This window comes from Micromonospora sp. NPDC049529 (assembly GCF_055586685.1).
Map to the genome: position 1 here is coordinate 19,285 of NZ_JBVJHT010000011.1, position 24,786 is coordinate 44,070.

General features: G+C 70.8%; 22 protein-coding genes and 1 pseudogene. 12 read left to right on the forward strand and 11 right to left on the reverse strand.

All coding sequences use genetic code 11. From position 1 onward, the window contains the following. Positions 1–82: 82 nt before the first annotated feature. From ACZ6QQ_RS20185 to ACZ6QQ_RS20195, 3 genes are read left to right on the forward strand one after another with little or no spacing between them, the layout of a single operon-like run. Positions 83–1,501 carry a glycosyltransferase family 39 protein gene (locus ACZ6QQ_RS20185; protein WP_465878008.1) on the forward strand — a complete coding sequence of 473 codons (1,419 nt, stop codon included), beginning with the start codon at positions 83–85 and terminating at the stop codon, positions 1,499–1,501. 16 nt (positions 1,502–1,517) lie between these two features. Then, on the forward strand, positions 1,518–2,837 hold the full coding sequence (locus ACZ6QQ_RS20190; RefSeq protein WP_465878009.1) for a glycosyltransferase family 2 protein: 1,320 nt from the start codon (positions 1,518–1,520) through the stop codon (positions 2,835–2,837). Continuing rightward, a complete protein-coding gene (locus ACZ6QQ_RS20195) occupies positions 2,830–3,903 on the forward strand; it encodes a glycoside hydrolase family 26 protein (RefSeq protein ID WP_465878011.1) in 1,074 nt (357 codons plus the stop codon). Before ACZ6QQ_RS20190 ends, ACZ6QQ_RS20195 begins: the two co-directional genes overlap by 8 nt. A 44-nt stretch (positions 3,904–3,947) precedes the next feature. Here the strand turns inward: ACZ6QQ_RS20195 and ACZ6QQ_RS20200 are convergent, their stop codons facing one another. Then, positions 3,948–4,823, reverse strand: a complete 876-nt coding sequence (locus ACZ6QQ_RS20200; protein WP_465878012.1) for a glycoside hydrolase family 26 protein — start codon at positions 4,821–4,823, stop codon at positions 3,948–3,950. Positions 4,824–5,249: 426 nt separating this feature from the next. Here ACZ6QQ_RS20200 and ACZ6QQ_RS20205 point away from each other — a divergent pair, with 426 nt between their 5' ends. Together ACZ6QQ_RS20205 and ACZ6QQ_RS20210 are read left to right on the forward strand one after the other, a co-directional pair. Then, on the forward strand, positions 5,250–6,773 hold the full coding sequence (locus tag ACZ6QQ_RS20205) for a hypothetical protein (protein ID WP_465878013.1): 1,524 nt from the start codon (positions 5,250–5,252) through the stop codon (positions 6,771–6,773). A gap of 142 nt (positions 6,774–6,915) precedes the next feature. Next, positions 6,916–8,370: a glycosyltransferase family 39 protein gene (locus tag ACZ6QQ_RS20210; protein ID WP_465878014.1), complete on the forward strand. Its 1,455-nt coding sequence runs from the start codon at positions 6,916–6,918 to the stop codon at positions 8,368–8,370. A gap of 141 nt (positions 8,371–8,511) precedes the next feature. Here the strand turns inward: ACZ6QQ_RS20210 and ACZ6QQ_RS20215 are convergent, their stop codons facing one another. Next, positions 8,512–10,032 carry a sensor histidine kinase gene (locus ACZ6QQ_RS20215; RefSeq protein WP_465878016.1) on the reverse strand — a complete coding sequence of 507 codons (1,521 nt, stop codon included), beginning with the start codon at positions 10,030–10,032 and terminating at the stop codon, positions 8,512–8,514. Between the two features lie 48 nt (positions 10,033–10,080). Further along, positions 10,081–11,115, reverse strand: a complete 1,035-nt coding sequence (locus ACZ6QQ_RS20220; protein ID WP_465878399.1) for an SIS domain-containing protein — start codon at positions 11,113–11,115, stop codon at positions 10,081–10,083. 207 nt (positions 11,116–11,322) lie between these two features. Between ACZ6QQ_RS20220 and ACZ6QQ_RS20225 the strand changes: the two genes are divergently transcribed. Continuing rightward, positions 11,323–13,134: a tetratricopeptide repeat protein gene (locus ACZ6QQ_RS20225; RefSeq protein ID WP_465878017.1), complete on the forward strand. Its 1,812-nt coding sequence runs from the start codon at positions 11,323–11,325 to the stop codon at positions 13,132–13,134. Positions 13,135–13,240: 106 nt separating this feature from the next. Here the strand turns inward: ACZ6QQ_RS20225 and ACZ6QQ_RS20230 are convergent, their stop codons facing one another. Further along, positions 13,241–14,839, reverse strand: coding sequence for an MDR family MFS transporter (locus ACZ6QQ_RS20230; RefSeq protein WP_465878018.1), 1,599 nt, complete (start codon positions 14,837–14,839; stop codon positions 13,241–13,243). Between the two features lie 118 nt (positions 14,840–14,957). Here ACZ6QQ_RS20230 and ACZ6QQ_RS20235 point away from each other — a divergent pair, with 118 nt between their 5' ends. After that, positions 14,958–15,530, forward strand: a complete 573-nt coding sequence (locus ACZ6QQ_RS20235) for a TetR/AcrR family transcriptional regulator (protein WP_465878019.1) — start codon at positions 14,958–14,960, stop codon at positions 15,528–15,530. A gap of 56 nt (positions 15,531–15,586) precedes the next feature. Here the strand turns inward: ACZ6QQ_RS20235 and ACZ6QQ_RS20240 are convergent, their stop codons facing one another. Continuing rightward, complete coding sequence (locus ACZ6QQ_RS20240) at positions 15,587–16,126, reverse strand: GNAT family N-acetyltransferase (RefSeq protein WP_465878020.1); 540 nt, start codon at positions 16,124–16,126, stop codon at positions 15,587–15,589. After that, positions 16,123–16,338 (reverse strand): biotin/lipoyl-binding carrier protein, encoded by a 216-nt coding sequence (locus ACZ6QQ_RS20245; protein ID WP_329104172.1) that lies wholly within the window; start codon positions 16,336–16,338, stop codon positions 16,123–16,125. The genes ACZ6QQ_RS20240 and ACZ6QQ_RS20245 overlap by 4 nt, the downstream gene beginning before the upstream one ends. A gap of 145 nt (positions 16,339–16,483) precedes the next feature. On the opposite strand from ACZ6QQ_RS20245, the gene ACZ6QQ_RS20250 reads away from it, so the two are divergent. Continuing rightward, positions 16,484–16,558 (forward strand): 50S ribosomal protein bL37, encoded by a 75-nt coding sequence (locus tag ACZ6QQ_RS20250; protein WP_369814844.1) that lies wholly within the window; start codon positions 16,484–16,486, stop codon positions 16,556–16,558. 162 nt (positions 16,559–16,720) lie between these two features. On the opposite strand, the gene rsrA is transcribed toward ACZ6QQ_RS20250, so the two are convergent. From rsrA to ACZ6QQ_RS20275, 5 genes and pseudogenes are all read right to left on the reverse strand, one after another. Further along, the gene (gene rsrA / locus ACZ6QQ_RS20255; RefSeq protein WP_465878021.1) at positions 16,721–17,008 is read right to left on the reverse strand and encodes a mycothiol system anti-sigma-R factor; all 288 of its coding nucleotides are present in this window, start codon (positions 17,006–17,008) and stop codon (positions 16,721–16,723) included. A gap of 4 nt (positions 17,009–17,012) precedes the next feature. Further along, positions 17,013–17,654: pseudogene (locus ACZ6QQ_RS20260) on the reverse strand (sigma-70 family RNA polymerase sigma factor); the annotation flags it as partial. A gap of 549 nt (positions 17,655–18,203) precedes the next feature. Continuing rightward, positions 18,204–18,821 (reverse strand): alpha/beta hydrolase family protein, encoded by a 618-nt coding sequence (locus ACZ6QQ_RS20265; RefSeq protein ID WP_465878022.1) that lies wholly within the window; start codon positions 18,819–18,821, stop codon positions 18,204–18,206. Between the two features lie 67 nt (positions 18,822–18,888). Next, the gene (locus ACZ6QQ_RS20270; RefSeq protein WP_465878023.1) at positions 18,889–19,287 is read right to left on the reverse strand and encodes a WhiB family transcriptional regulator; all 399 of its coding nucleotides are present in this window, start codon (positions 19,285–19,287) and stop codon (positions 18,889–18,891) included. Between the two features lie 198 nt (positions 19,288–19,485). Next, positions 19,486–20,280, reverse strand: a complete 795-nt coding sequence (locus ACZ6QQ_RS20275) for an SOS response-associated peptidase (RefSeq protein WP_465878024.1) — start codon at positions 20,278–20,280, stop codon at positions 19,486–19,488. Positions 20,281–20,455: 175 nt separating this feature from the next. On the opposite strand from ACZ6QQ_RS20275, the gene aroA reads away from it, so the two are divergent. The 4 genes from aroA (at position 20,456) to ACZ6QQ_RS20295 (ending at position 24,782) form a co-directional block, all read left to right on the forward strand. Then, entirely contained in the window at positions 20,456–21,763 is a 1,308-nt protein-coding gene (gene aroA, locus ACZ6QQ_RS20280) for a 3-phosphoshikimate 1-carboxyvinyltransferase (protein ID WP_465878025.1), read from the forward strand. Positions 21,764–21,936: 173 nt separating this feature from the next. Continuing rightward, on the forward strand, positions 21,937–22,941 hold the full coding sequence (gene rsgA / locus ACZ6QQ_RS20285; protein WP_465878026.1) for a ribosome small subunit-dependent GTPase A: 1,005 nt from the start codon (positions 21,937–21,939) through the stop codon (positions 22,939–22,941). 128 nt (positions 22,942–23,069) lie between these two features. Continuing rightward, a complete protein-coding gene (gene hisN, locus ACZ6QQ_RS20290) occupies positions 23,070–23,861 on the forward strand; it encodes a histidinol-phosphatase (protein ID WP_465878027.1) in 792 nt (263 codons plus the stop codon). Positions 23,862–23,906: 45 nt separating this feature from the next. After that, a complete protein-coding gene (locus tag ACZ6QQ_RS20295; protein ID WP_465878028.1) occupies positions 23,907–24,782 on the forward strand; it encodes a hypothetical protein in 876 nt (291 codons plus the stop codon). The last annotated feature ends 4 nt before the right edge of the window (positions 24,783–24,786 follow it).

The window sequence follows — 24,786 nt, forward strand, 5'->3', positions numbered from 1 at the left end:
GGTGCCATCCCCAAGGGATGCCTGGGATCGCCAAAGCAACGACCAGGAAATCGAAAACGGTCTGGATGGTCAGCGTCTAGCGATGCGGCATCTTTCCTGGTTGCTGCCCACTCTGCTGATGGCGGCACTGGCACTGGTGCGACCGAACTGGCCCGGCCAACGGGCGTCCGAGTTGGATGCCTGGGGCTTCGTCCTGCGACCGTGGCACGAGGTGTGGCCGCTGCTCGGCAACCTCGAATCCACCTCGGTCCCGTACTACCTGGGACTCCGGGTGTGGGCCGAGATCTTCGGCAGCTCGGACTTCGCCCTGCGGGCGCCCGCCATCATCGCCATGGTGGCAGCGACCGCGCTGCTCACCAGGCTCGGCAGTGACCTACTCACCCCACGGGTGGGCTTCCTCGCCGGGATCCTCTTCGCCATCCTGCCGAGCACCTCCCGGTACGCCCAGGAGATCGGTCCGCAGGCGCTGAGCATCTGCCTTGCCGTACTGGCCACCTTCGTCCTGGTACGCCTCTTCGACCGGCCGAGCCTCGGCGGAGCCTTCGGGTACGGCGTAGCGGTCGTACTGCTCGGTCTGGTCAGCGCGCCCGCGCTGGCCCTGCTCGCCGGGCACGCCGTGGCGGTCCTCACCATGCGCCGCCGGATCTTCGTCTCCTGGCTCGTCGCCGCGCTGGCGGCGCTCGTGGTCGTGGCCGGGTTCTTCTACCTCCTGCGACCGCCGAAGCTCGGCTTCGAGTGGACCTCGCCGGTCGACCTGCCAGAGGTCACCCGGTTGCCACAGGGACTGTTCGGCCTGGCCCTGCTCGCCGGCATCGTCGTCGGGCTGGGCCTGTTGAGCTTCTCGTTCCGCAGACCCGCCGTGATCTTCACGACCTGGGCCGTGGGACCGGTCCTCGTGCTCTACGTGTGCAGCCAGTTCGTCGGGGTGTGGCACGCCGAGGCGCTGCTGTTCACCCTGCCCGCCTGGACGCTTCTGGTCGGCACGGCCCTGCTGCGGGCTCCGGTGGTACGCGGTGTCGTCACCACCCTGCTGATCGCCCTGTTGGCCGTCTCCACCCAGGTGGACGTACGGGCCCGCGACGGGCACGGGCAGGACGACGCCGCCCTCGCCGCCGTACTCGCCGAGCACCTCACCTCCGAGGACGTCATCGTCTACGGTCCGGGGCCGCACGACGAGCGGACCGGGCGGGACCTGGTGGCCCGCTACCTGCCGGCGAACCTGCGCCCCCGGGACGTACTCATGACGCGGGCTCCGCGTACCGACGGTCAGCTCCTGGCGCAGGAGTGCGTCGACGTCGCCAAGTGCCTCGCCGGGGCACCGCGGGTCTGGCTCCTGCGGGCGGGCTCGACGGAGGACGTCCTCGCCGACCTGCCGGCGGCCAAGGACGGCGAGCTGCGTACCCGGTATGTGGCGGAGCGCACCTGGCGCCCGACCGGACTGACCCTGACCCTGTTCACCCTGGCCCCGGCCGCTCCCCCGGCGACGCCGGCAACGCGGTAGACGAGGATAAAACCGAATGCTTGCATTTATCCTCCAAATTCGGGCATGGACGGAAAGCGGGCAATTCTTCCTGTTCGCCGCGTTCATGCTCATGATCTGGGTTCTCTGGATCCTGCGGGTCAGCCTGGCCAGCCACTACCGGCCGTGGAAGACCCCGTACGACGTGACCACGTCGGTGATCATCCCGGTGGTCGACGAGCCGGAGGAACTGTTCCGTTCCGTGCTGAACCGGATCATCGAACAGCACCCCAGCGAGATCATCGTGGTGATCAACGGACCACGCAACGAGGTGTTGGAGAAGATCTGCGGCGACCTTGGCGTACGTTGGGCGTGGACCGACATCCCGGGCAAGCGCAACGCCCTGAAGGTCGGCGTCGGCCTGGCCACCTCGGACATCGCCGTACTGGTCGACTCGGACACGGTCTGGACCACGAACACCCTGGCCGAACTGGTGAAGCCGTTCCGCGATCCGCGGATCGGCGGGGTCACCACCCAGCAGCGGATCCTCGATCCCGGACGCACGGTGCTGACCCGCTGGGCCGACTGGCTGGAGAACGTCCGCAACGAGTACTCGATGCCGGCGATGAGCGTGCTGGGCACGGTCGGCTGCCTGCCGGGTCGGACCATCGCGTTCCGCCGGTCGATCCTGGTACGCACGATGGACCGCTTCATGAGCGAGAAGTTCCTCGGTGTCTTCCTTGAGGTCAGCGATGACCGGACGCTGACCAACTACACCCTGATGAGCGGCTTCCGGACCGTCTACCAGTCGACCTCACTGGTCTACACCGACGCGCCGACCGAGCTCAAGAAGCTGGCGAAGCAGCAGTACCGCTGGGCCAGGGGCTCGCAGTACAACACCCTGCGCATGATGGGCTGGATGCTGCGCCGGACCCCCCTGCTGGCGATCTTCTACATCGCCGACATCGTGGTCCCGTTCGTGCTCGTCGGCTCCTTCATCTCCTGGGCCATCTCCCTCATCTCCGGCGTGCACTCCGAGCTCTACCGGACGCTTCCGCTGCCCACGAGTCCGCTGCTCGCGGTGGCCGCGGTCCTGGTCCTGAGCGGGCTGCTGACCACCCTGTCACTGGCCATCCGGTTCGGTCGGCACTTCGCCCACCGCCCCGGCGACCTGGTCCACCTGCCCACCTTCATGATGATCAACACTCTGCTGCTGATGCCGGTACGGGTGCTGGGCTTCTTCCGGATGGCACACAACGCGGGCTGGGGCACCCGGGCGGGCGGATTCGCGGGCGAGAAGGAACGCAACCCGCTGCGGTTGGTCCCGTACGCACTTGGAGGGCTCATGCTGGTGGCTTCGGTGATGATCGGTGTCTGAGCACAAGGAAGCGTCACGCCGGAAGTTCCGGATCTGGATGGTGGCGAACGGGGTGGTGCTCGCGGCGATCACCGGATGGCTGCTCAAGCCCGGCACCGACGACCTGCCGGCGCCCGCCGCCGCGCCCGCCCCCGCCACCAGCGTCACCGCGAGTCCTCCGTCCGGGCCGACGGTGGTCACGAAGGAGGCGGTGCTGGCGCTGCCCGGCCAGCACTTCGGGATCAGCTCGCCGGACGTGCCGTGGTCCGGCACCCGACTCGACGAACTGTCGACCAGCGCCGGCGCCAAGCCATCGATGATCATGACGTTCACCAAGTGGACCGAGGAGTTCCGGCCGGACGTCGCGAAACGCAGCTACGAGCAGGGCGCCGTACCGATCGTGTCGTGGGAGCCGTGGGCCGGCATCAAGAGCGGCACCAGCCAGCCGGCCTACGCCCTGTCCAAGATCGAGAACGGCGACTTCGACCCGTACATCACGCGGTTCGCCACCGCGCTGCGCGACGTCAGGTGGCCGGTCGCGATCCGGTTCGCACACGAGATGAACGGCAACTGGTACCCGTGGTCGGAACGGCAGTCGGGCAACAAGAAGGGCGAGTACGTCCGCGCCTGGCGGCACGTGCACGACATCTTCGAGAAGGTCGGCGCCACCAACGCGATCTGGCTCTGGAGCCCGAACATCCTCCGTCCTGTACCCAACGTCAGCATCAGCGCGCTCTATCCCGGCGACAAGTACGTGGACTGGGTCGGCATGGTCGGCTACGCCGTCGCGGAGAGTACGGCCGCACCGGTGTTCGAACCGACCCTGAAGGCGTTGCGCGCGGTGACCCAGAAGCCCGTGGTGATCACCGAGACCGGTGCGCAGCCCGGTGCGCGCAAGGTCGGCTGGATCCGGGACTTCTTCCGGTGGCTGCCGAAGCATCCGGAGGTCATCGGCTTCGTGTGGTTCGAGTACAGCGCCAAGGAGGGCGGCAACGAGGACTGGCGGTTCACCGCCACTCCCCAGACGATCCAGGCGTTCCGGACCGGCGTCACCAGCCTGAAGCTCGCTCCCGCGCCCGGCGGCTGAGACCGGGGGCGGCCGGGCCGGTGTCCGGCCGCCCCCGGTGAGAGCTACGGTCTGGGCGGCGCCTTCTCGAAGTCCTGCAACATGCCGCGGACCACGGGTTGGGTTTCGGGGTCGTCCACCACGTTCCAGGACAGGTCACCGACCCGGTCGCCGAGCTGCGCCGCACCACGCGACTCGGCCTGGGACAACACGAGTCCCTCGGTCCAGTCCGCGCCCGCCGTGTCGAGCCAGGTACGCAGATCGCTCAGCCACTTGACGCGCCCTGCGGCGGCAGTGTTGACCTCGGTGAGAATGAACTTCTTGTTGAAGAGCTGCCGGGCCAGGTCGAACCGGGCGACGAAGTCCGCGACGCTGTACTCCTTGCGGGCACCGAAGTTAATCATCGTCGAACCGAGCAGGTCCACGTAGTCGTCGCCGGGCCAGTACCCGCGCAGATTCTTCTCCCACTCCGCGGCCGGCTCGAAGATGGAGGGATTCACCGAAAAGACAAACCGGGCGTTCGTGGCACCCTCCGCCCGGAAGATGTCCACTATGTGCCGCCAAGCCGCGACGTAGGCGGCAGGATCCCGACTCCACGGGTACCAGTTGCCGTTCATCTCGTGCGCATAGCGTACGTAGACGATCAGGCCCGAGGCCGCGACGGATCTGGCCCAACTCCTGATGTATTCGTCCTTCTTACCCGCCGCGATCGCCGCGTTACTGAATTCCGGCTGCTCGACGTACTGGGCGACCCTGCCCTTGTCCGCGCTCACCGACTGCCACGGTTCCCAGGTCAGCATGAACGTCCTGATGCCCTGCCGCCGGAGTTCGGCGAAGTGCGTGTCGATCGTACGGTTACGGCTCCACGCCTCGAATTCCATGACCATGGTCGGTTTGGCACCCACCGCGGTCGCCCACTCGTCGACGTGCCACGGATCCATGGCAACGCCCAACACCCGGCTCGGCACTCCGGCCTCGGCCGCCGCCGCTTCGGCCGGCGAACGGTCGTCCGACCCGCACCCCGCCAAAGTCGCGGCCGCCGCAAACGCGACCAATAGCAGTACGGCCGATCTACGGCCAGCGGTCACCACGTGCGTCCTCCAACGAATCTCGACGCTGCCCGGAATTCCAGCCCGCAAGCATCAACGGAACGGCGCAGCCAGTTGCGAACGCACCTGCCACGAACTCGCAACACGCCTGACCACCAGTTCTCATGGTAGCGGCAGAACCTGTCCGGGGAATCGTCGGTACAATCCCTTACGGATCCGTGATCCGGTGCGGAACGCATGGTCGTACCGCTGCTCGCGGCGGGTGACCGACGAATCGCGGTGCGCGGACCAGCGGGCCCGGGGAGGGATGGCTACCGGGTGTCGAAGAGGGCCTTGTTCTGGCTGGGGGCGCTCGTCGTCTGCCTCGCCGTCACGACGGGCGTCACGATCGTCCTCCGTCCACAGCCGAACCCGCCGGGCGCGGCGGCAACCCCGTCCGACCCGCCGTCGAACGGGCCGCCGACCGCACCGAAAACCGGCCTTCCCGCCACCGTGACCGTCGCCGCCAGCACCGAACTCGGCACGCTCGACAACCCGGCCAGGTACCAGAACCAGAGCGGCCCGTCGCAGACGCTCACCGCGCTCGACGAGAAACGGATAGCGCAACTCGAACCGGTTGTCATCCGCGGCTGGTTCAAGCCGGAGAGCTATTACGACCACCTCACCGACAGCTACGACTTCGACTATCCGACGACCGGCGGCGGCAAGCGCTTCTATCCGTACGCGGAGCAGCTCGACCGCCTGTCCCAGCAGATCTTCGCCAACTTCGACCAGTGCGATCCGGAGCTGATGACACCGAACGACCCGCAGCGGTGCCGGGCCGTACTGAAAGCCGGTATCCGGCACTACAAACAGCGTTATCCGAGTCTGCGGTACATCGAGCTGTTCAACGAGCCGGACAAGACCTGGGAACCGAGCCCGGTGGAGCGCGCCCCGATCAACGCGGCCGACTACTACACCTGGTACAAGGTCGGATACTCCATCGTGAACGAGCTCAACGAGGAACTCGACCCGGACGTTCCACTGCGCATCGGCGGCCCCGCCGCATACACGTTCGAATCGCCGTTCCTCAAGGAATTCCTCGACCGGTTCCGGGCGGATCCCGACCCGGCCAAGAAACTCGATTTCCTCTCCTATCACCAGTACCGGCGTCGCGAGGACCCGGCCAGCGCGCAGACCGAGAAGAAGATCGCGCAGCAGTGGTTGTCGGAACGCGGCCTGGACCCGGCCACACCCGTGTACGTGACCGAATACGGCGTCTTCCCGGGCGTGAACACCGGAACCACCTTCGAGGAGGACCTGCTGACCCAGGCCGCCGCGATGTCCACCCTCGGCTACTACTACGTCGCCGGCGGCACCGACATGGTGATGCACTGGGTCTTCGACCACGGCGAGAACGACCGGAAATCACTGCTGGTCGACGGTGCCGACGGCAAGGTCTATCCGTACTACAACCTGGTGGCGATGCAGCGGAAGCTCAAGAGTCAACGGATCAGGGCGACCGCCGGGCCGCTGAGTCCCAAGGGCATCGGGGTCAATGCCATCGCCACCCGGGATCGGAGCGGAATCGCCGTTCTGGCCACCAACTACCAGTGGACCGACGGGACCGCGCGATATCTGGTCGACCTGACGATCGACGATCTTCCGACCGAGTACACCAGGGGCAACATCCTGGTCGAGCGCTACCTGGTGGACGCCACCACCAGCAACTACGCGTACGACCCGACCCGTTCCGATCTCCAGCGGGTGGAGCGGTACACGATTCCCGCCACGTCGAGCCTCACGGCGACCTTCGAACTCGACCGCAACGCCATGTCGCTGATCATGGTCACCCCGTTCTGAGCGCCCCACGGCCGGACCCGGACACCTGCCGAAAACCTCTCCGGTCGGGCCGACGCCTCATATGCTGACGGAAGGTCCATGATCCGCTGATCGCGGAGCCTCGGACACGACGTTCGACCGATCAGATCTACGAGGGTCGACCATGCCACTACCGGCAGCCACCGGGGCGGTCCGTCCGTCGTCGAGCTGGTTCGACCGCTCGGTCTGGCTCTGGCCGGCCCTGCTGACCCTGGCTATCGCCCTGGTGCAGATCGACCGCGCCCCGCTGTGGCGCGACGAACTCGCCACCTGGAGCGCCGCCTCCCGACCCACCGGCGATCTGTTCCGGCTGGCCGCGAACATCGACGGCGTCGCGGTCGCGTACTACCTGCTGATGCACGGTTGGATCGAACTCTTCGGCGACTCGGTGACCGTCCTGCGTCTGCCCGCCACGCTGAGCATGGCCGGCGCGGCGGCGCTGACCGCCGTACTCGGCCGGCGGCTGTTCGACGGGCGGGTCGGCCTGATCGCCGGGCTGCTCTTCGCCGTCCTGCCGAGCACCTCCAGGTACGCCCAGGAGGCCCGCCCGTACGCCCCGGCCACCCTCTTCGCCGTACTCGCCACCCTGCTGCTGGTACGGGCACTTCACCGCCCCGGCTGGTGGCGCTGGACCGGCTACACCGCCGCCCTGCTCGGCCTGGGCCTGTCACACCTGCTGGCGACAAGCCTGGTCCTCGGGCACGCCGTCGCGGTACTGCTCGCCTGGCGGCGGCAACACGACCGCCGGCTCGGCCGTTGGCTGCTCGCCCTCGTACCGGTGATCCTGGTGCTGGCACCGTTGGCCCGGCTCGGCCGCGACCAGCAGGCCCGGCAACTGAGCTGGGTCCGCCCGCCGACCCTCACCGACCTGCCCGACCTGCCGGGCGACCTGCTACAGAGCGGCGCGGTCGGCGGCCTGCTGGTCGGGCTGGCCGCGATCGGCCTGGTCAGCCGGGGACGTCGGGGTGTAGTGCTCGGCGCCTGCGGGCTGCTTCCGGCCGCCCTGCTCTACGTCGGCGGCCTGCTCACGCCGCTCTGGGTGCCCCGCTACCTGCTCTTCACGGTGCCGTTCGCCTGCCTGCTCGCCGCCGGTCCGCTCGCCCCGCTGCGGCTGCGCCGGGCGCTGCCGGTGGTCGCGCTCGCCGGGCTGCTCGGCGCCCCGGCCCAGGCCAGCCTCAGGCGTACGCACGAGACGCCCCGCTCGGCGCCGATCGACTATCCGGCGGCCACCCGCATCATCGGTGCACACCAGCGACCCGGTGACGGCATCGTCTACTCCCCCCGCGACATGCGCGGCTTCCTCGACACCGCCGTCCTCTACTACCTGCCCGAGCACCACCCGCGCGACGTGCTGGCGACGCGGGGTCCGGTCGCCGCCGCCACCCTCACCACCCCCGAGTGCCCCCAACCGGCCACCTGCCTGGCCGGCGTCCCCCGCGTCTGGCTACTCACCCGGGGCAACCACACCGCCAACCCCCTGGCCGGCGCCACCCCCGCCAAGGCCGCCGCCCTCCGCCCCTTCCGGGTAACCCAAACCTGGCCCCTCCCCGGCCTAACCCTCACCCTCCTAACCCGCTAATCCCCCCACCCCCCCACCCCCCTCCCCACCCCCTCCCCGCGCGATCTAGGGCAAATGGTGGTGATCAGAGATCAACTAACACGTATTTGCCCTAGATCAACGGGGTGGGGCACCGCGCGGGCACGGAGCAGCGGCGGCGGGTCAGCGTTTGCCGAGGGGGACGACGAGGACGGCTTCGGTGCCGCCCTCGGCGCGGTTGCGCAGTTCGATGGTGCCGGCGAGTTCACCGGTGGCCAGCGCGCGGACGATCTGCAGACCCAGGCGGCTGCCCTTGGCGGCGTCGAAGTCGGCGGGCAGACCCCGGCCGTTGTCGGCGACGGTCACGTGCAACTGCTTGCGGAACCGGTGCGCCGACACCACCACCTCGGCCGCACCCTCCTCCATGCCGCCCTCCTCGTCCGGCGGGGGGAAGCCGTGTTCGACCGCGTTGAGCAGCAACTCGTTCAGCACCATCACCAGCGAGGTGGCGATCTCCGCCGGCAGTACGCCGAACGTCCCCTCCCGGCGCATCCGTACCGCCACCTCGGTCGCGGCGACCTCGGTCGCGGCGGACGCGACCCGGTCCACGATCCCGTCGAACTCCACCGCCTCGTCGGAGGACATGGCGAGGGTCTCGTGCACCAGCGCGATCGAGGCGACCCGGCGTACGGACTCCTCCAGAGCGGCCTTGGCGGCCGGGATGTCGACCCGGCGGGCCTGTAGGCGCAGCAGGGCGGCGACGGTCTGGAGGTTGTTCTTCACCCGGTGGTGGATCTCCCGGATGGTGGCGTCCTTGGTGATCAGGGCCCGGTCGCGGCGGCGTACCTCGGTCATGTCGCGGACCAGGACCAGCGCGCCGATCGGCACCCCGGCGGGCATCAGCGGCAACGCCCGGGTCAGTACGGTCGCCCCGCGCGCCTCGATCTCCCGGCGGGCCGGCGCCTCGCCGCGCAACGCGGCCAGCACCCGGTTACCCGCCTCGGTGCCGTCCAGCGGGTCGGCGGCCAGCCGGGTGTTCAACGCCGCCAGGTCCTCCCCCACCAGGTGCGAGGCGAACCCGAGCCGCCGGTACGCCGACTGCGCGTTCGGGCTGGCGTAGGTGACCTTGCCGCTGGCGTCGAGCCGGACCAGCCCATCCCCGACCCGGGGCGCCGAGGTGGTCTCGCCCGGATGCCGGGGTGGCGGGAAGGTGCCGTCGGCGAGCATCTGGGCCAGGTCGTCGGCGGTGGTGAGGTAGTTCAGCTCCAGTTGGCTCGGGGTCCGGGCGGTGGAGAGGTTGGTGTCCCGGCCGACCACGGCGATCACCTCGCCCGACTCGCCGTCGGCGGTGCGCAGCCGGACCGGGATCGCCTCGTGCCGGGCCGGGGTGTCGCCGTACCAGACCGGGTCACCCTCGCGCCAGATCCGCCCCTGGGTGTACGCGACGGTCAGGTGGGCCACCTCCGGCCCGCCGACGATCCGCCCCACCTGGTCGTCCTGGTACGCGGTCGGGGCGGTGGTCGGGCGCACCTGGGCCACGCAGAGAAAAACCGTGTCGTCGCCGTCGACCGGCACCCAGAGCAGCAGGTCGGCGAAGGAGAGGTCGGAGAGGAGCTGCCAGTCGCCGGCGACCCGGTGCAGGTGGTCGATGTCGGCCGGACGGAGCAGTGTGTGCTCCTCGGCAAGGTCGCGCAGCGTGGACATCAGGCAAGCCTGCCACGTCCACCCGTCGAAGCGGTCATGGCAACCGGTTCAGAGCGTGGAGGTGACCTTGTGCAGGCCGCGCGGGGCGTCCGGGTCCTCGCCCCGGGCCAGCGCCAGCGCCAGCGCCAACTGCTGCAACGGCAGGATGTCCAGCAGTGGGGCGTACCGCTCGTCGACCTGCGGCACGACCAGCCGGGCGGTGGCACCGGGCACGTCGGACGGTCCGACCGCGACCACGTCGGCCCCGCGCTCGCCGACCCGGGCGAGCACCTCCCGCATCGCCGTACCGCCGGGTCCGGCGCCGACGATCGCGAGCACCGGCACGTCCGGGTCGGTCATGGCGAGCGGGCCGTGCAGCAGGTCGGCGCCGGAGAAGGCGAGCGCCGGCAGGTAGGAGGTTTCCATCAGCTTCAGTGCCGCCTCGCGGGCGGTCGGGTAGGCGTAGCCCCGGCCGGTGGTGACGACCCGGGCGGCGAACCGGTAGCGGCCGGCGAGCTGCGCGGCGGTCGGGTCGGCGAGCGTACGTTCCGCCAGCTCCGGCAGGGCGGCCAGCGCGGCCCGCTCCTCCTCGGGCAGCACGCCGTTCCCGGCGCGCACCCCTTCGATGAGCATGAGCAGGGCGAACAGCTCGGCGGTGTACGTCTTCGTGGCGGCGACCGCCCGTTCGTGTCCGGCGGCGACGTCGACGGAGAGTTCGGCGACCCCGGTCAGCGTCGAGTCGGGGTTGTTGGTCACGGCGAGGGTGAGCGCGCCGGAGGCGCGGGCCTGCCGCAGGACCTCGGCCAGGTCGGACGAGCCGCCGCTCTGGCTGACCCCGATGACCAGCGCGCCGGAGAGGTCGGGGCGGGCGTCGAAGAGGGTGACCGCGCTCGGCGAGGCGAGCCCGGCGGGCAGCCCGAGCCGGATCTCGGTCAGGTACGCGGCGTAGAGCGCGGCGTGGTCGGAGGTGCCCCGCGCGGTGAACACGACGTGCCGGGGGCGGCGCTCGGCGATCACGGCGGCGATCCGGGCGATCGGATCGGCGTGTGCCGGCTCCAGCAGCCGCGCGAAACCGGCCGGCTGCTCGGCGATGTCGGCCGCCATACCGGCTCCCGGATGTGCCACGAGGACCTCCCCCATCCTGCGCGATAGCCGCGCGTTTCATGCTCAGTCTTGCACGAACAGAAGCTACCGAGCAACGAACCGAGCAGTATTGAGCAGACAATCACCGCCCATCCCGATCATGCTTTAGGCTTCCCGACCCAGGGGGGAACGATCGCGCGACGAGAGGCCGACACCGTGTCCGAGGGAATGGACGACCCGCGGCTGTCGGCCGAGGGTGAGCTGGCGTTGGCCCGGCTGGCCCTGGAAGAGGGCGACCTGCGGCACGCGGCCGGTCACCTCGCGGGCGCGCTCGCGTACGCGCCGACCATGCCCGAGGTACACGAGGTGCTGGCCCGGCTGGCCGCCCGCAGCGAGGGCGGGGTCGACCTCTTCCCGCTCGACCACCACCCGTTCATCGGTGCCGTGGTGGCCCGCGCGCACCTGCTCGCCGCCACCGGTCGACCCGACGAGGGGCTGGAACTGCTCGCCGCCGCCACCGCGCACGCGCCCGGCGTCGACTGGGCCGGGGTCCCCTGGGTCAGCACCCCCGAACTGCCGGCCCAACTCGATCCGGAGCAGATCGCCCGGCTGCTGATGCAGATCTGCGCCGCCGTCGCCGACCCGGTCGACGAGGACGAACGGGAGCCGCTGCGGCCGTACCTGCTGCTGGCCCGGCACGCGATCGACACGTACCCGGACCAGGGCCTGTTGCTCGGCGCGGCGTCCGCGCTGGCCCGCCGGGTCGGCGCCGTCGACCAGGCGGTGACCTGGGCGCAGGCCGGGGCCCGGAGCACACCGTCGAAGCTGGCCGAGGTGTGGCTCGGTTACGCCTACCGCAGCGCCGGCCGCACCGCCGAGGCGCTCGCCGCGCTGAACAGGGCCGTCGACCACGACCCCGAAGACCTCTCGGTGTACGCCGACATCGCCGGCACCCTGGCCGACCACGGGCGGCTCGACGAGGCACTCGGCTGGATCGACCGGGCGCTGGTCCGGGACCCCGACTTCGACTGCGCGGTGCACACCGGCCACCGGTTGCGTTACCAGCGCGACGGCCGGCTGGATCACCTGGTGGCGCTCGCCGACTTCCGCCGCGACCACCCGGACGACACCCACGAGCACGGCGACCTGGCCGAGTGCTGCCAGGGCCAGCCCTGGCTGGGGCAGATCCCGGCGGCCGGCGAGGCGGTCACCAACGTGCTCCGGCAGGTGCTGGCCGACGAGGGCCCGGTCCGGGGCGGACAGTTGCGGCTGAGCGGGCTGGAACCGCCGAGCGCGATGCGGGCGGTCGCGGCGGCCGTACCGGGGTTGGCCGTCGAGGTGGCCGAGGTGGCCGCGCCGGACATCCGGGAGCCCCGTCGATCGTCGGCCCGACGGCTCTGGAGCTACCAGGGCACGATCGCCGTACCGGCGCTGCCGGCCCCGTCGCCCACCGCCGTCGACCGGATCCGCCAACTCGCCCACCCGGCCTGGCCGCACCCGCCGGCCGCGTACGACGCCGCGGTCGGCCTGGCCACACTGGAGGTCGACGACCTGCTGGGGCTGCTGGTGCACCCGCCCGCGCCGCCGGCCACCCCGCTGGGCCGGACGCTGGCCGAACACGACCCCACCCTCTGGGTCCGGTGCGTGCAGGTCTGGGCCTGCCTCGGGCTGCTGCACCACCGCACCGACGAGCCGTGGGACTCCTCGACCCGGCGCCGGGTCCTGGTCGACCTGGTCTGGGGGGTCGAGGACTGGGTCACCGAGGCGGCGCTCTGCGCGCTGGTGACCGCGGCCTGGGTCGACCCGGCGGTCCGCGCCGACGTGGCCTCGATCGCCGCCGAACGCCTCGCCGACAGTGTCGCCGTGGCCCGGCAGCGCCCGGTCTCGATCGCCCGCTCGCTGGCCCAACTGGTCCTGGCGACCCCCGAGATCGACCCCAGCACCCGGGCCACCGCCCGCGCGATCCTGGCCGCCGACTCACCCACCCCCCGCCCGCACGGCTGGTTGTCGCGCCTCTGGCGGCACCTGCGCCGTTCCTGACCCACGAACTCGCCGGCCCCGCGCTCGGATGACGAGCACGGGGCCGGCGAATGCGTTGCGGTCGGGTGACGAGCCCGGGGCCGCGAGTGCGCTGCGGTCGGTCGGGTCAGTGGACCGGGGCGCTGGCCAGGGCGGTCTCGGCCTGCTCCTCCGGGGTCCCGTCGGTGGGGGCGTTGCTGTCGCGCAGCGGGATCTCCTTGATGAACCAGGCCAGCACCGCCACGGCGGCGGCGAAGAAGACCGCCCAGGTGAAGACGCCGGAGATCGAGTCCGCCAGCCCGCCGAGCACGGCGTCGCGTACGTTGGCCGGCAGTTCGCCCAGCTTGGCCGGGTCCACCCCGCCCCCGCCGCCGCTGGTGAGCTGGTCCGCCGCCTGCGGGCCGAGCTTGTCGGCGAGGCTGTCGTGCAGCCGGTTGGCGAAGACCGCGCCGAACAGCGAGATGCCGAACGAGCCACCGATGGAGCGGAAGAAGGTCGCCGCGCCGCTGGCCGCGCCGAGGTCCTTCTGCTCGACGCTGTTCTGCGCGATCAGCATCGAGGTCTGCATCAGGAAGCCCATGCCGACGCCGAGGACGACCATGTAGAGCGAGAGCATCGTCTTGCTGGTGTGGACGTCGATCATCATCAGCAGCGCCATGCCGGCGGTCATCGCGACCCCACCGATGATCGGGAAGGCCCGGTACCTACCGGTCTTGGTGATCACACGGCCGGCGACGATCGAGACGACCAGCATGCCGAACATCAGCGGGAGCAGCAGCAGGCCACTGTTGGTCGCCGAAGCGCCCTGCACGGTCTGCTGGAACAGCGGCAGGAAGTTCATCGCGCCGAACATGGCGAAGCCGAGCAGGAAGCCGACCGCCGAGATGACCGCGAAGTTGCGGTTGGTGAAGAGGTTCAGCGGCAGGATCGGCTCCGGCACCCGCCGTTCCACCACGGCGAACACGGCCAGGCTGACCACGGTCAGTACGGCGAGGCCGAGGATCTGCGGGGAGGTCCAGTCGTACTCGTTGCCGCCCCAGGTGGTGATCAGCACGATCGCGGTGATGCCGACCGACAGCAGGGCCGCCCCGACCCAGTCGATCCGGTGCTCGGTGCGGTACTTCGGCAGGTGCATCCGGGTGATCAGCACGATCAGCGCGAGGCCGCCCAGCGGCAGGTTCACGTAGAACGCCCAGCGCCAGGAGAGGTTGTCGGTGATGAAGCCGCCGACCAGCGGTCCGGCGACCATGGCGATGGCCATGATGCCGGCCATCAGGCCCTGGTAGCGACCGCGCTCGCGGGGCGGCACCAGGTCACCGATGATGGCCATCACGCCGACCATCAGGCCACCGGCGCCGAGGCCCTGGATGGCCCGGAAGGCGATGAGCTGGATCATGCCGTCCTTGGTGCCGCCGAACATCGGCGAGCCGGCCATGCCGCAGAGCGCCGAACCGATCAGGAAGATCACGATCGAGGTGATGAAGACGGCCTTGCGGCCGTACAGGTCGCCGAGCTTGCCCCAGATCGGCGTCGAGACGGTGGTGCCCAGCACGTATGCGGTCACTACCCAGGTGAAGTGGTTCAGCCCGCCGAACTCGCCCACGATCCGGGGCAGCGCGGTGCTGACGATCATGTTGTCGAGCATCGCGAGCATCATCGCGATCATGAGACCGGTGAGGACGACCCGAATATTCGGTCGTGCCACCGCCTGCTCGGTTTGGGTCATCGGTAAGCTCCCCCTGAGCTGCAACCAACTTACTTGCCGACCGGCTAGTGCCCTTACTAGCCGTACGGTAAGCTGGCGACCAGGTCGAGTCAAGCCAATTGGACATGTGGGGGTCGGGGTGTCTGACAACACAGGCAACACCAGAGCCCGCATCCAGGCGGTCGCACTCGAACTCTTCACCGAGCAGGGCTACGAGAAGACCTCGCTGCGCGAGATAGCCGAACGGCTGGGCGTGACCAAGGCCGCCCTGTACTACCACTTCAAGAGCAAGGACGACATCGTCAACAGCTTCGTCGAGGACCGGCTCGGCCGGCTCGACGCCCTGATCAAGCTCGGCGCGGAGCCGCCGCTCGACGTGGCGGCCCGGCGGCGGGAGCTGCTCAGCCGCTACGCCGACGAGTTCTTCGGCAGCGCCGGACACTCGGTGATGCGGTTCTTCGACCAGAACCAGACCGTGCTCAAGAGCCTGCCGGCCGGGCAGATGATGCGCGAACGGCTGCTCCAGCTCGCCACCGTCCTGGCCTGGCCGGAAGACTCACCGCCCGCGCAACTGCGGGCCACGCTCGCGCTGTTCGCCGTACACAGCAGCTGGTTCGCGCTGCGCAGCCCGGAGATCACCGACGTCGAGCGGCGGGCACTCGCACTGGAGATCGCGTACGAGCTGATCGACCGGATCGGCACCACGCCGTAACTCTGTCTCCAGGGGCACCGAGGCCCGGCGGGAGTCCGCCGGGCACGTCGGGACGGTCAGCCGGCGATCACCGGTTCGCCCGTCGGAGCGGTCGCCGGAAGCCGTTCCAGGCGCAGTGCCAGCAGGTCCACCCCGACACCCGGGGACCAGTCCCGCTCCGGGGTCCGGACGAAACCGAGCCGGTCGTACAACCGCTGCGCGGCGGTCGCGAAGTCCCGTACGCAGATCACCACCGCACCCAGACCCAGCTCCGCCGCCCGTGCCAGACAGGCCCGGACCAGCGTCTCGCCGACGCCCCGGCCCTGGGCCGCCGGATCGACCGCGAGCATCCGGAACTCCGCCTCGCCCGGACCGGACAGTTCCGCGTACGGGGTGCCGGGCAGCACGAACAGCACCGACCCGACCACCTCGTCGGTACGCGTGTCGACGGCGACCAGCAGCTCGCCCGCCTCCGCCCGCCCGGCGACGTCGCGCAGCGTCGGGGAGTAGTCGTGCTCGCTGTCGAGTTGACCGCTCGCCCGGTACGCCGCCACGGTCAGTCGGGCGATCGCGGCGAACTCGGCCGGCACCGCCGTCCGGACGAGCAGGTCGGTCATTCGATGACCGCGATCAGGTCACCGTCCTGCACCACGTCGCCCTCGTTGACCGCAAGCTGGCTGAGCACGCCGTCGGACTCCGCGACGACCGGGATCTCCATCTTCATCGATTCGAGAATCACCAGCGTGTCGCCCTCGGAAACGGTGTCGCCAGCGGTGGCGACGACCTTCCAGACGTTCGCCACCATCTCGGCGCGAATCTCCTCGGCCATGGTGTGGCCCCTCCCTCGTCGGCGCGGTGTTACATGCGAACGGTATCCAATCATGCGCCGGCCCGCGCGGGGGCCACGGCGGGGCGGACTAACATCATCGGGTCAACTCCCGGTCCCGGGAGAACCTGTCCGACGGGAGGCCAGCATGGCGAAGAAGTCTCGCAAGAAGAAGGCTCGGAAGAAGAGCGCCGCCAACCACGGCAAGCGCCCCAACTCCTGACCGAGGCTCGACGCCGCCAGGCGGAGATGCTCGGCGGTCCCGCGGCGGGCCCTGCAACCAGGGCCCGCGCGGGACACACAGATCGACGTATCGAAGTGCGCACGATCGGATACGTACGGTCGTCGGAACGGCCGGTGCCCGACACGGCAGCCCGACGCCGGCTCAGTCCGGCAGGTACTCCCGCGACTGGTCGGTCTCGAAGACCAACTCGGTGAGGCGGACCCGGAGTCGCTCGCGCAACTCCGTCGGCGCGGTCTCGTTGCCGCAGCAGCGGGCGACCAGCGCCTTCACCTCCTGCTCGATGCCGTACTCACGCAGGCACCCGGTGCAATCGTCGAGATGGTCGCGAATCAGATTCCGTCGCTCGTCGGCGCATTCCAGGTCGAGGTACAGATAGACCTCGGCGAGCACCTCACGGCAATCGGTCTCGTGTGGTTCACCGCAACTCACGGTCCTACACCTCCCGGCCGGCTGCGGCAGAGTCCTTGGACGTCGCCGCAGCGTGGAAGCCCCGGTCCGCGGCGTAGCGCTCTAGCAGCTTGCGCAGATTGCGGCGACCCCGGTGCAGCCGGGACATTACCGTACCGATGGGCGTTCCCATGATGTCCGCGACCTCCTTGTAGGAGAAGCCCTCGACATCAGCCAGATAGACGGCGAGCCGGAATTCCTCCGGCAGCTGCTGCAACGCCTGCTTGACGTCGCTGTCCGGCAACCGGTCCAGCGCCTCGGTCTCGGCCGACCGCAGGCCGCTGGAGGTGTGTGACTCCGCCTCGGCCAACTGCCAGTCGGTGATCTCCTCGGTCGGCGCCTGGATCGGCTGACGCTGCCGGCGCCGGTACGAGTTGATGTACGTGTTGGTCAGGATGCGGTACAGCCAGGCCTTGAGGTTGGTGCCCTCTTCGAACTGGTGGAAGGCCGCATACGCCTTCAGAAAGGTCTCCTGGACCAGATCCTCCGCGTCGGCCGGATTGCGGGTCATCCGCAGGCCGGCGGCGTAGAGCTGATCGACGAAGGGCAGGGCGTCGCGCTCGAACCGCGCCCGACGCTCGTCCGTCGCCTTGTCCGGTCGTGTCAACCGCACATCCCCCCGCCTCGGTTGCACGTCCCGGGGACGACCTGAAGCGGACGGCCGGGACGTGCTCAGGACCAGCCCCGTCGGCGCCAGCGACGCCACGGAACCAGTCGACTTTCCCGCCGAGGATACGCGGAAAAGCGGGCTCGTAGATTGGGTTCCGGCCGTGCCGGTGCTCACCGTGCGCAGTTCACGTGTCGCCCGTACCGACTGTCGGCCCCGCACCAAGCGGCGTGGCCCCGTGTCCTGGTCGGCGCGTTCCGGATTCCGTGTTTCGGTCGGCACCGGTCAACCCCCTCGCGCTGAGTAGCTTCCGGGAGTAGTAACGCTCGGCGACCGGTGGGGCATTCCGGTGATCCGGGCCCCATCCCTGGTCCCGGCCGGCAACCCTTGGCTGGGGCGTTCACGGCTGGGACCAGGAAGGGCCTGGGAGGATGACGCCGGACCCTCGTCCTACGTGTGTGGTGCAGTCCCCTCGGGCGGCCGGCATCATGAGTTGCAACGATCTCCGATTGCCGGGGAAACGGCCCGGTTGCGGGTCAGCGGCCGGTCAGATCCGGGTCGGGACACCCGTCATCGGGCCCAACCCCGCTCCCGCAGCCAGGCGAGCGCGAGCGACGCCGTACCGAGCGGATCCCTGCGCAGGTCATGCCCTTCGCCAGGACGGACGATCACCGTCGTGTCGGCGTCCGCCGGCGGCACACCGAACGGGTCCCGGTCGCCGTTGAGCACCAGGGTGGGCAGCCCGGTCAGCAGTTCCGGCGCCCGCGAGCGCTCGGGCCGACCCGGCGGGTGGAGCGGGAAGGCGAGCGCCACGATCCCGGCGGCACCGGTCGCGACCGAGGTCCGGCACGCCACCCGGGCCCCGCTGGACCGGCCGCCGACCACGAGCGGCACCCCCGGATACCGCTTCACCAGTACGGCGACCACGGCCGACCAGGCCTCGTCCAGATGATTCGCGGGTGCGGGGGCCCGGCGGCCGGCGACCCGGTACGGCTGGGTGATTCGCACCACAACACCACCAGATGCGGCCACCTGGTCACGCAGAGCAATCAGATCGGGTGCGTCCACACCACCACCGGCGCCATGACCGAGCACCAGCAGACTGACGGGCGAGCCGGCGTCGGGCGGGTCGACGTCCACCCGCGCGGGCCCTCTCGGGGTATCGACAACCTGGTCACCGTGGAGCACCCGGCCATTCTGCTCCCGCAGCAGCACACCGGCCCACCCGGTCGCCGGCCCACCCGCCGGTCACGGCTCAGCGACTCAGTGGCACCAGCGTCAACAACCTGTCCCGGACCGGCGGCCCGTTGTCGTCCACCACCGCGTCCGGATCACGCTGCACCTGGCCGCGCCAGGCGACCAGCATGGCCCGACGTTCCCGGGGCGTGGTGCCGCCCCAGACGCCGTGACAGTCGCCCACCTCCAACGCCCAGGCCAGACAGGCTCCCTGGACATCGCAGGTACGACAGAGGGCTACCGCCGCATCCGCCGGTTCACTCGGTGCCGGAAAAAATGTTTCCGGGTCCACGCTCTGGCACACACCCCTGGTGCGCCAGGCATCGTCAAGTTGCCGCTCCGCCACCGCCCGCAACAATCGCGGGTCCCGCCGTGCAGCGGCAACCTCGTGCGGGCGTGGCATCCGCGCCCGTGTCATCCACCCACCTCCCCCGTGGGACCGGCATGATCGGTGGGCCTCGCCCGCCCGGTGCGAATCCGTACCCACTGCCGGCGCTGTGTTCTATCGCACTATTGCGGGCGGAGACAAGGGTCTGCGGAGAACCTGCAGGAAGTCCGGGGCGACGATTCACCCCTAACTCTGGCAAATCAGCACTCGCCAATGTGGCGGGGCACGTCAGAAAAGCGTCAATTCGTCGGACGTCGCTGCACCCGTACGCAATGGGGGTGCGGCGACCCGGGCGACAAGTTCCGGGCCGTCGTTGCGGACGTCGCCAACCCCCCGGCCGACCGGACGGATCTCGATTCCGGCCAGCATTCGATCGGACGGCGGCGCCAGCAGATGCGCCGCGGAATCACCACCGTCGAGCCAGTCGGCCCAGCGCTGCGGCGCCAACAGCAACGGCATCCGGTCGTGTACGTCGGCCAACTCGCCGACTGCCGCGGTGGTGATCACGCTGCAACTCAGCACCGGGCCGTCCGGGCCCTTCCAGACCGACCAGATGCCGGCGAGGGCGAGCACCCCGCCGTCGGCGGGAGTCATGAAGTACGGCTGCTTGGCGCCGCCGTCCCCACGTACCCACTCGTACCAGCCGTCGGCCGGGACGAGGCAGCGGCGCCGGGCGAACGAACGGGCGTACGCGTTGGTGGTGGCGACCGTCTCGGCCCGCGCGTTGATCATCCGCGCGCCGCCCCGGGCGTCCTTCGCCCAGGCCGGCACCAGACCCCACCGGGCGACCGAGAGCGTCCGCCGGGGAGCCGGCCCGTCAACGGGGTCGTCGCCCCGGTCCCGCTCGTCCGCCGCCCCGGCATCGCCGGCCGCCCCCGCACCGGCGGACATTCGGACGATCGGCACCGGATCGGTCGGTGCCACGTTGTAGTCGGCGTCGAGCCGCCCGCCCGTCTCGTCGAACGACTCGAAGAGCTGGCTCAGGTCCGCCGCGCTGCGGGTTGTCGCGTACCTCCCACACATGGCACCAACGCTAGTCCGTGGATCCGGGACCGGCCGCCCCCGAGATCAACCTGTCGCCGCACCGAGATCAACCGAACGACCAGCGGAGATCACCGTCGAACCCGGCCATCCCGGCAAGCGGGAGCGGCCGGACCGCCGAGTCCGGTGCCCCGGCGCGGCGCGGCAGAATGGAGGCGTGGCAAACCTGACCGCGACCCGTCCCACCCAGCCGTGGAGCGCCCCGACCGCGACCGACCCGGTGGTGACGACGGTCACCCTCCCCGGCTCCAAGTCGATGACCGCGCGCGCCCTGGTGCTGAGCGCCGTCGCGGTCGGCTCGTCCACCCTCCGCCGGCCGCTGCGGGCCCGCGACACCGAGCTGATGTCCGCCGGGCTGCGCGCCCTCGGCGTCCAGGTGTCGACCGTCGACGAGGAACGCTGGCTGGTCCGGCCGAACCCGCTGCGCGGCCCGGCCCACATCGACGTCGGCCTGGCCGGCACGATCATGCGGTTCGCACCGGCGGTGGCCGGGCTGGCCCACGGGCCGGTCACCTTCGACGGCGACCCGGTCGCCCGGACCCGCCCGCTCGGACCGCTGCTCGACGCACTGCGCGGCATCGGCATGCGGATCGACGCCGCCCCCGGCGGCCTGCTGCCCCTGACCGTGCACGGTGCCGGCGAGGTGGCCGGCGGTGAGGTCGTCATCGACGCCTCGGCCTCCAGCCAGTTCGTCTCCGGGCTGCTGCTCGCCGCGCCCCGGTTCACCCACGGCGTCACCGTGCGGCACGTCGGCCCCCCGGTCCCGTCCGCCCCCCACCTGCGGATGACCGTGCAGATGCTGCGCGCCGCCGGGGCCGGGGTCGACGACACCACGCCGGACGTCTGGGTGGTCGAACCCGGCCGCCTCTCCGGACGCGGCTGGGACATCGAGCCCGACCTCTCCGGCGCCGTTCCGTTCTTCGCCGCCGCCCTGGTCACCGGCGGCTCGGTGACCCTGACCGACTGGCCGCACAACAGCCTGCAACCCGTCGACACCCTGCGTACGCTGCTGCGCCGGATGGGCGGCGAGGTGACGCTGGACACCGATGGGCTGACCGTACGCGGCACCGGCGTGATCCACGGCATCGAGGCGGACCTCTCCGACGTCGCCGAGCTGACCCCGGTGCTCTCCGCCCTCGCGGCCCTGGCCGACGGCCCGTCCCGGCTCTACGGGGTGGAACACATCCGGGGCCACGAGACCGACCGGCTGGCCGCCCTGGCCCACGAGCTGACCAGCCTCGGGGCGCAGGTGTTCGAGTCCCCGGACGGCCTGGAGATCCACCCCCGGCCGCTGCACGGCGGCACCTTCCGGACCTACGCCGATCACCGGATGGCACACGCCGCCGCCGTGATCGGGCTCACCGTCGCCGGGATCGAACTGGACGACGTGGGGTGTACCTCGAAAACCCTGCCGGAGTTCCCGGCACTATGGTCAGCGATGGTGGCCGGCGACGGAAACGTGTAGCAGCCGGCCCCCGATCCGCTCCGCGACCTGCGGACGCGGCAGCTGTCGAGGGGGCTGAGCTGACCGGCAAACGGCGGGAGTACCGCGAGGAGGACGTCCGGATCCGACCGGGCCGTTCGTCGCGTCCCCGTACCCGCACCCGGCCGGCGCACGACGACGCCGTACCCGCGTTCGTGGTCACCGTCGCCCGGGGCCGCTACATCTGCGTGCTCTCCGAGGACGACGGAACGCAACACGGGCCGGACGACGGATCGGCCGCCGCGCCCATGGTGACCGCTATGCGGGCCCGGGAACTGGGCCGCAAGTCGGTGGTGGTCGGCGACCGGGTCTTCCTGGTCGGGGAGACCACCGGCCGGGACGGGGCACTGGCCCGGATCGTGCGGATCGCCGAGCGCCGGTCGGTGCTGCGGCGTACGGCCGACGACGACGACACCACCCCCGAGGGCCGGCTGGAGCGGGTGGTGGTGGCCAACGCCGACCAACTGGTGATCGTCAGCTCGCTCTCCGACCCGCCACCGCGTACGGGGTTCATCGACCGGTGCCTCGTCGCCGCGTACGACGCGGACGTCGAGCCGCTGCTCTGCCTCACCAAGTCGGACCTGGCCGGCCCGGAGGAGGTGCTCGACTACTACGCCGAACTGGATCTCCGGCACGTGCTGGTCCGGCCCGACTCCGATCTCGCGGAGCTGCGCCGGATGCTCGGCGACCGGGTCTCGGTCATGGTCGGGCACTCCGGGGTGGGCAAGTCGACCCTGGTCAACCGGCTGGTGCCGGACGCCGACCGGGCGGTCGGCGTGGTCAGCGCGATCGGCCGGGGCCGGCACACCTCGACCAGCGCCATCGCCCTGCACCTGCCCCCGCCGCCGAACCCCGACGGGCCGGACGGGGAGAGGTCGGACGGGAACGCCGCCGCCGGTTGGATCATCGACACGCCCGGAATCCGGAGCTTCGGGCTCGCCCACGTCTCCGCCGACAGCCTGCTGCACGGCTTCGCCGACCTGGTCGAGGGGACGGTGGACTGCCCACCCAACTGCGAGCACACCGCCGCCGAGGCCGAGTGCGCACTGCCGGCCTGGGTCGCCGCCGGGCACGCGGACGCGCGGCGGCTGGCGTCGTACCGCCGGCTGCTGGCGTCCCGCGCGGGCGAGACCGAACAGCCCACCCGGACGACCGAATAGCCGGACAGCCCACGGCCGGTCCGGACGGCGCACCAGGGCCGGAGGCGGCATCCGGGCGGCGCGCCGACGCCACGCGGACGGCGCGTCCTTGATCGCGTGGACCAAGGATCTCCGCTACCTTTCCGGCCATGGCCCGGTATGCGGATGATCTGTCCCTCGCCCACGTGCTCGCCGACACCGCCGACTCGATCTCGACGGCCCGGTTCCGGGCACACGACCTGCACGTCGAGTCGAAGCCGGACCTGACCCCGGTCTCCGACGCCGACCAGGCGGTCGAACGCGCGATCCGGGCCACCCTGGCCCGCACCCGCCCCCGCGACGGCGTCCTCGGCGAGGAGTACGGCACCTCCACGGCGGCCGCTGGAGCCGGCAACCGGCAGTGGGTGATCGACCCGATCGACGGCACCAAGAACTTCATCCGGGGCGTACCGATCTGGGCCACCCTGATCGCCTTGATGGAGGACGACCGTCCGGTCGTCGGTCTGGTCTCCGCACCGGCCCTGGGGCGCCGCTGGTGGGCCGCCACCGGCCACGGCGCGTACGCCGGGAAGCACACCGCCGCCGCCACCCCGATCAAGGTGTCCGGCGTACGGCGGCTCGGCGACGCGAGCGTCTGCTACTCCTCGCTGGGCGGCTGGGCCGAGAACGGGCGGCTGCCGGCACTGCTCGACCTCATCCAGGGCGGTTGGCGCAGCCGAGCCTTCGGCGACTTCTACGGCTACATGCTCCTCGCCGAGGGCGCGGTCGACATCATGGTCGAACCGGAGCTGTCGCTCTGGGACGTGGCCGCCCTGATTCCCATCGTCACCGAGGCCGGCGGCACCTTCACCGACCTCGCCGGCCGGACCGGCCCGACCGGTGGCAGCGCCATCGCCAGCAACGGGCTGCTCCACGACGACCTGCTGCAACGCCTCGGCTGAGGTCGGCCCGGCGCGCTCCGGGCCGGGAACCTCTATCCTCGCCGGGTGGCTTCTGCGGGCTGGTGCTTCCTGGCGGGCATGATCGTCGCCTACGGCGTCGCGAACCTGCTCCAGTCGGTGGCCGCCACCCGCACCACGATCCACCACGGCTTCGACCCCGGCCTGCTGTTGCGCCTGGCCTGCCAGCGCACGTACCTGCTCGGGGTCGGCTGCCAGGCGCTCGGTTTCGTCCTCGCCTTCCTGGCGCGGCGGGACCTGCCGCTCTTCCTGGTCCAGGCGGCGGTGGCGGCCGGGCTGGGGGTCACCGCGGTACTCGGCGTCCTGCTGCTCAACTGGCGGCTGCCGGCCACCGAGGTGCTCCTGCTGGTGCTGCTCCTGGTCGGCATCACCGCGCTGGTGCTGGCCGCCCGGCCGGCGCACTCCCGGCCGCTGGGCGCGGCCGTCGTGGTCGCGCTGACCGTGACCCTCGGCCTGATCGGTGCGCTGGGTTTCTTCGCCGTACGCCTGCACGGCGTGCCGGGCTCGGTGGCCCTGGGCGCGCTGGCCGGGCTGGCGTTCTCCGCGGCGGCGGTCTCCGCCCGGCCCCTGGCCTCGGTCGAGTCGTTCGGGTCCTGCGTCCGCAACCCGCTGCTCTACCTGCTGATCGTCCACTCGATCGTCGGGCAGCTCCTGCTCGGGTTGGCGATGCAGCGGGGTTCGACCACCGCCGCGATCGCCGCGATGGACGCCGCCGGGGCGCTGCCGGCGGCGGTCGTCGGCCTGCTGCTGCTCGACGACAAGATCTGGCCGGGGCGGGAGTGGCTGGCCGGGCTCGGTTTCCTGGTCACCCTCGCCACGGTGATCGGCCTGACCCGGTACGCGCAGCCGCAGCACCAGACCGCCGCTCCCGCGCCCCGGCCGGCGCACCGCGTCCCGGTATGACCGT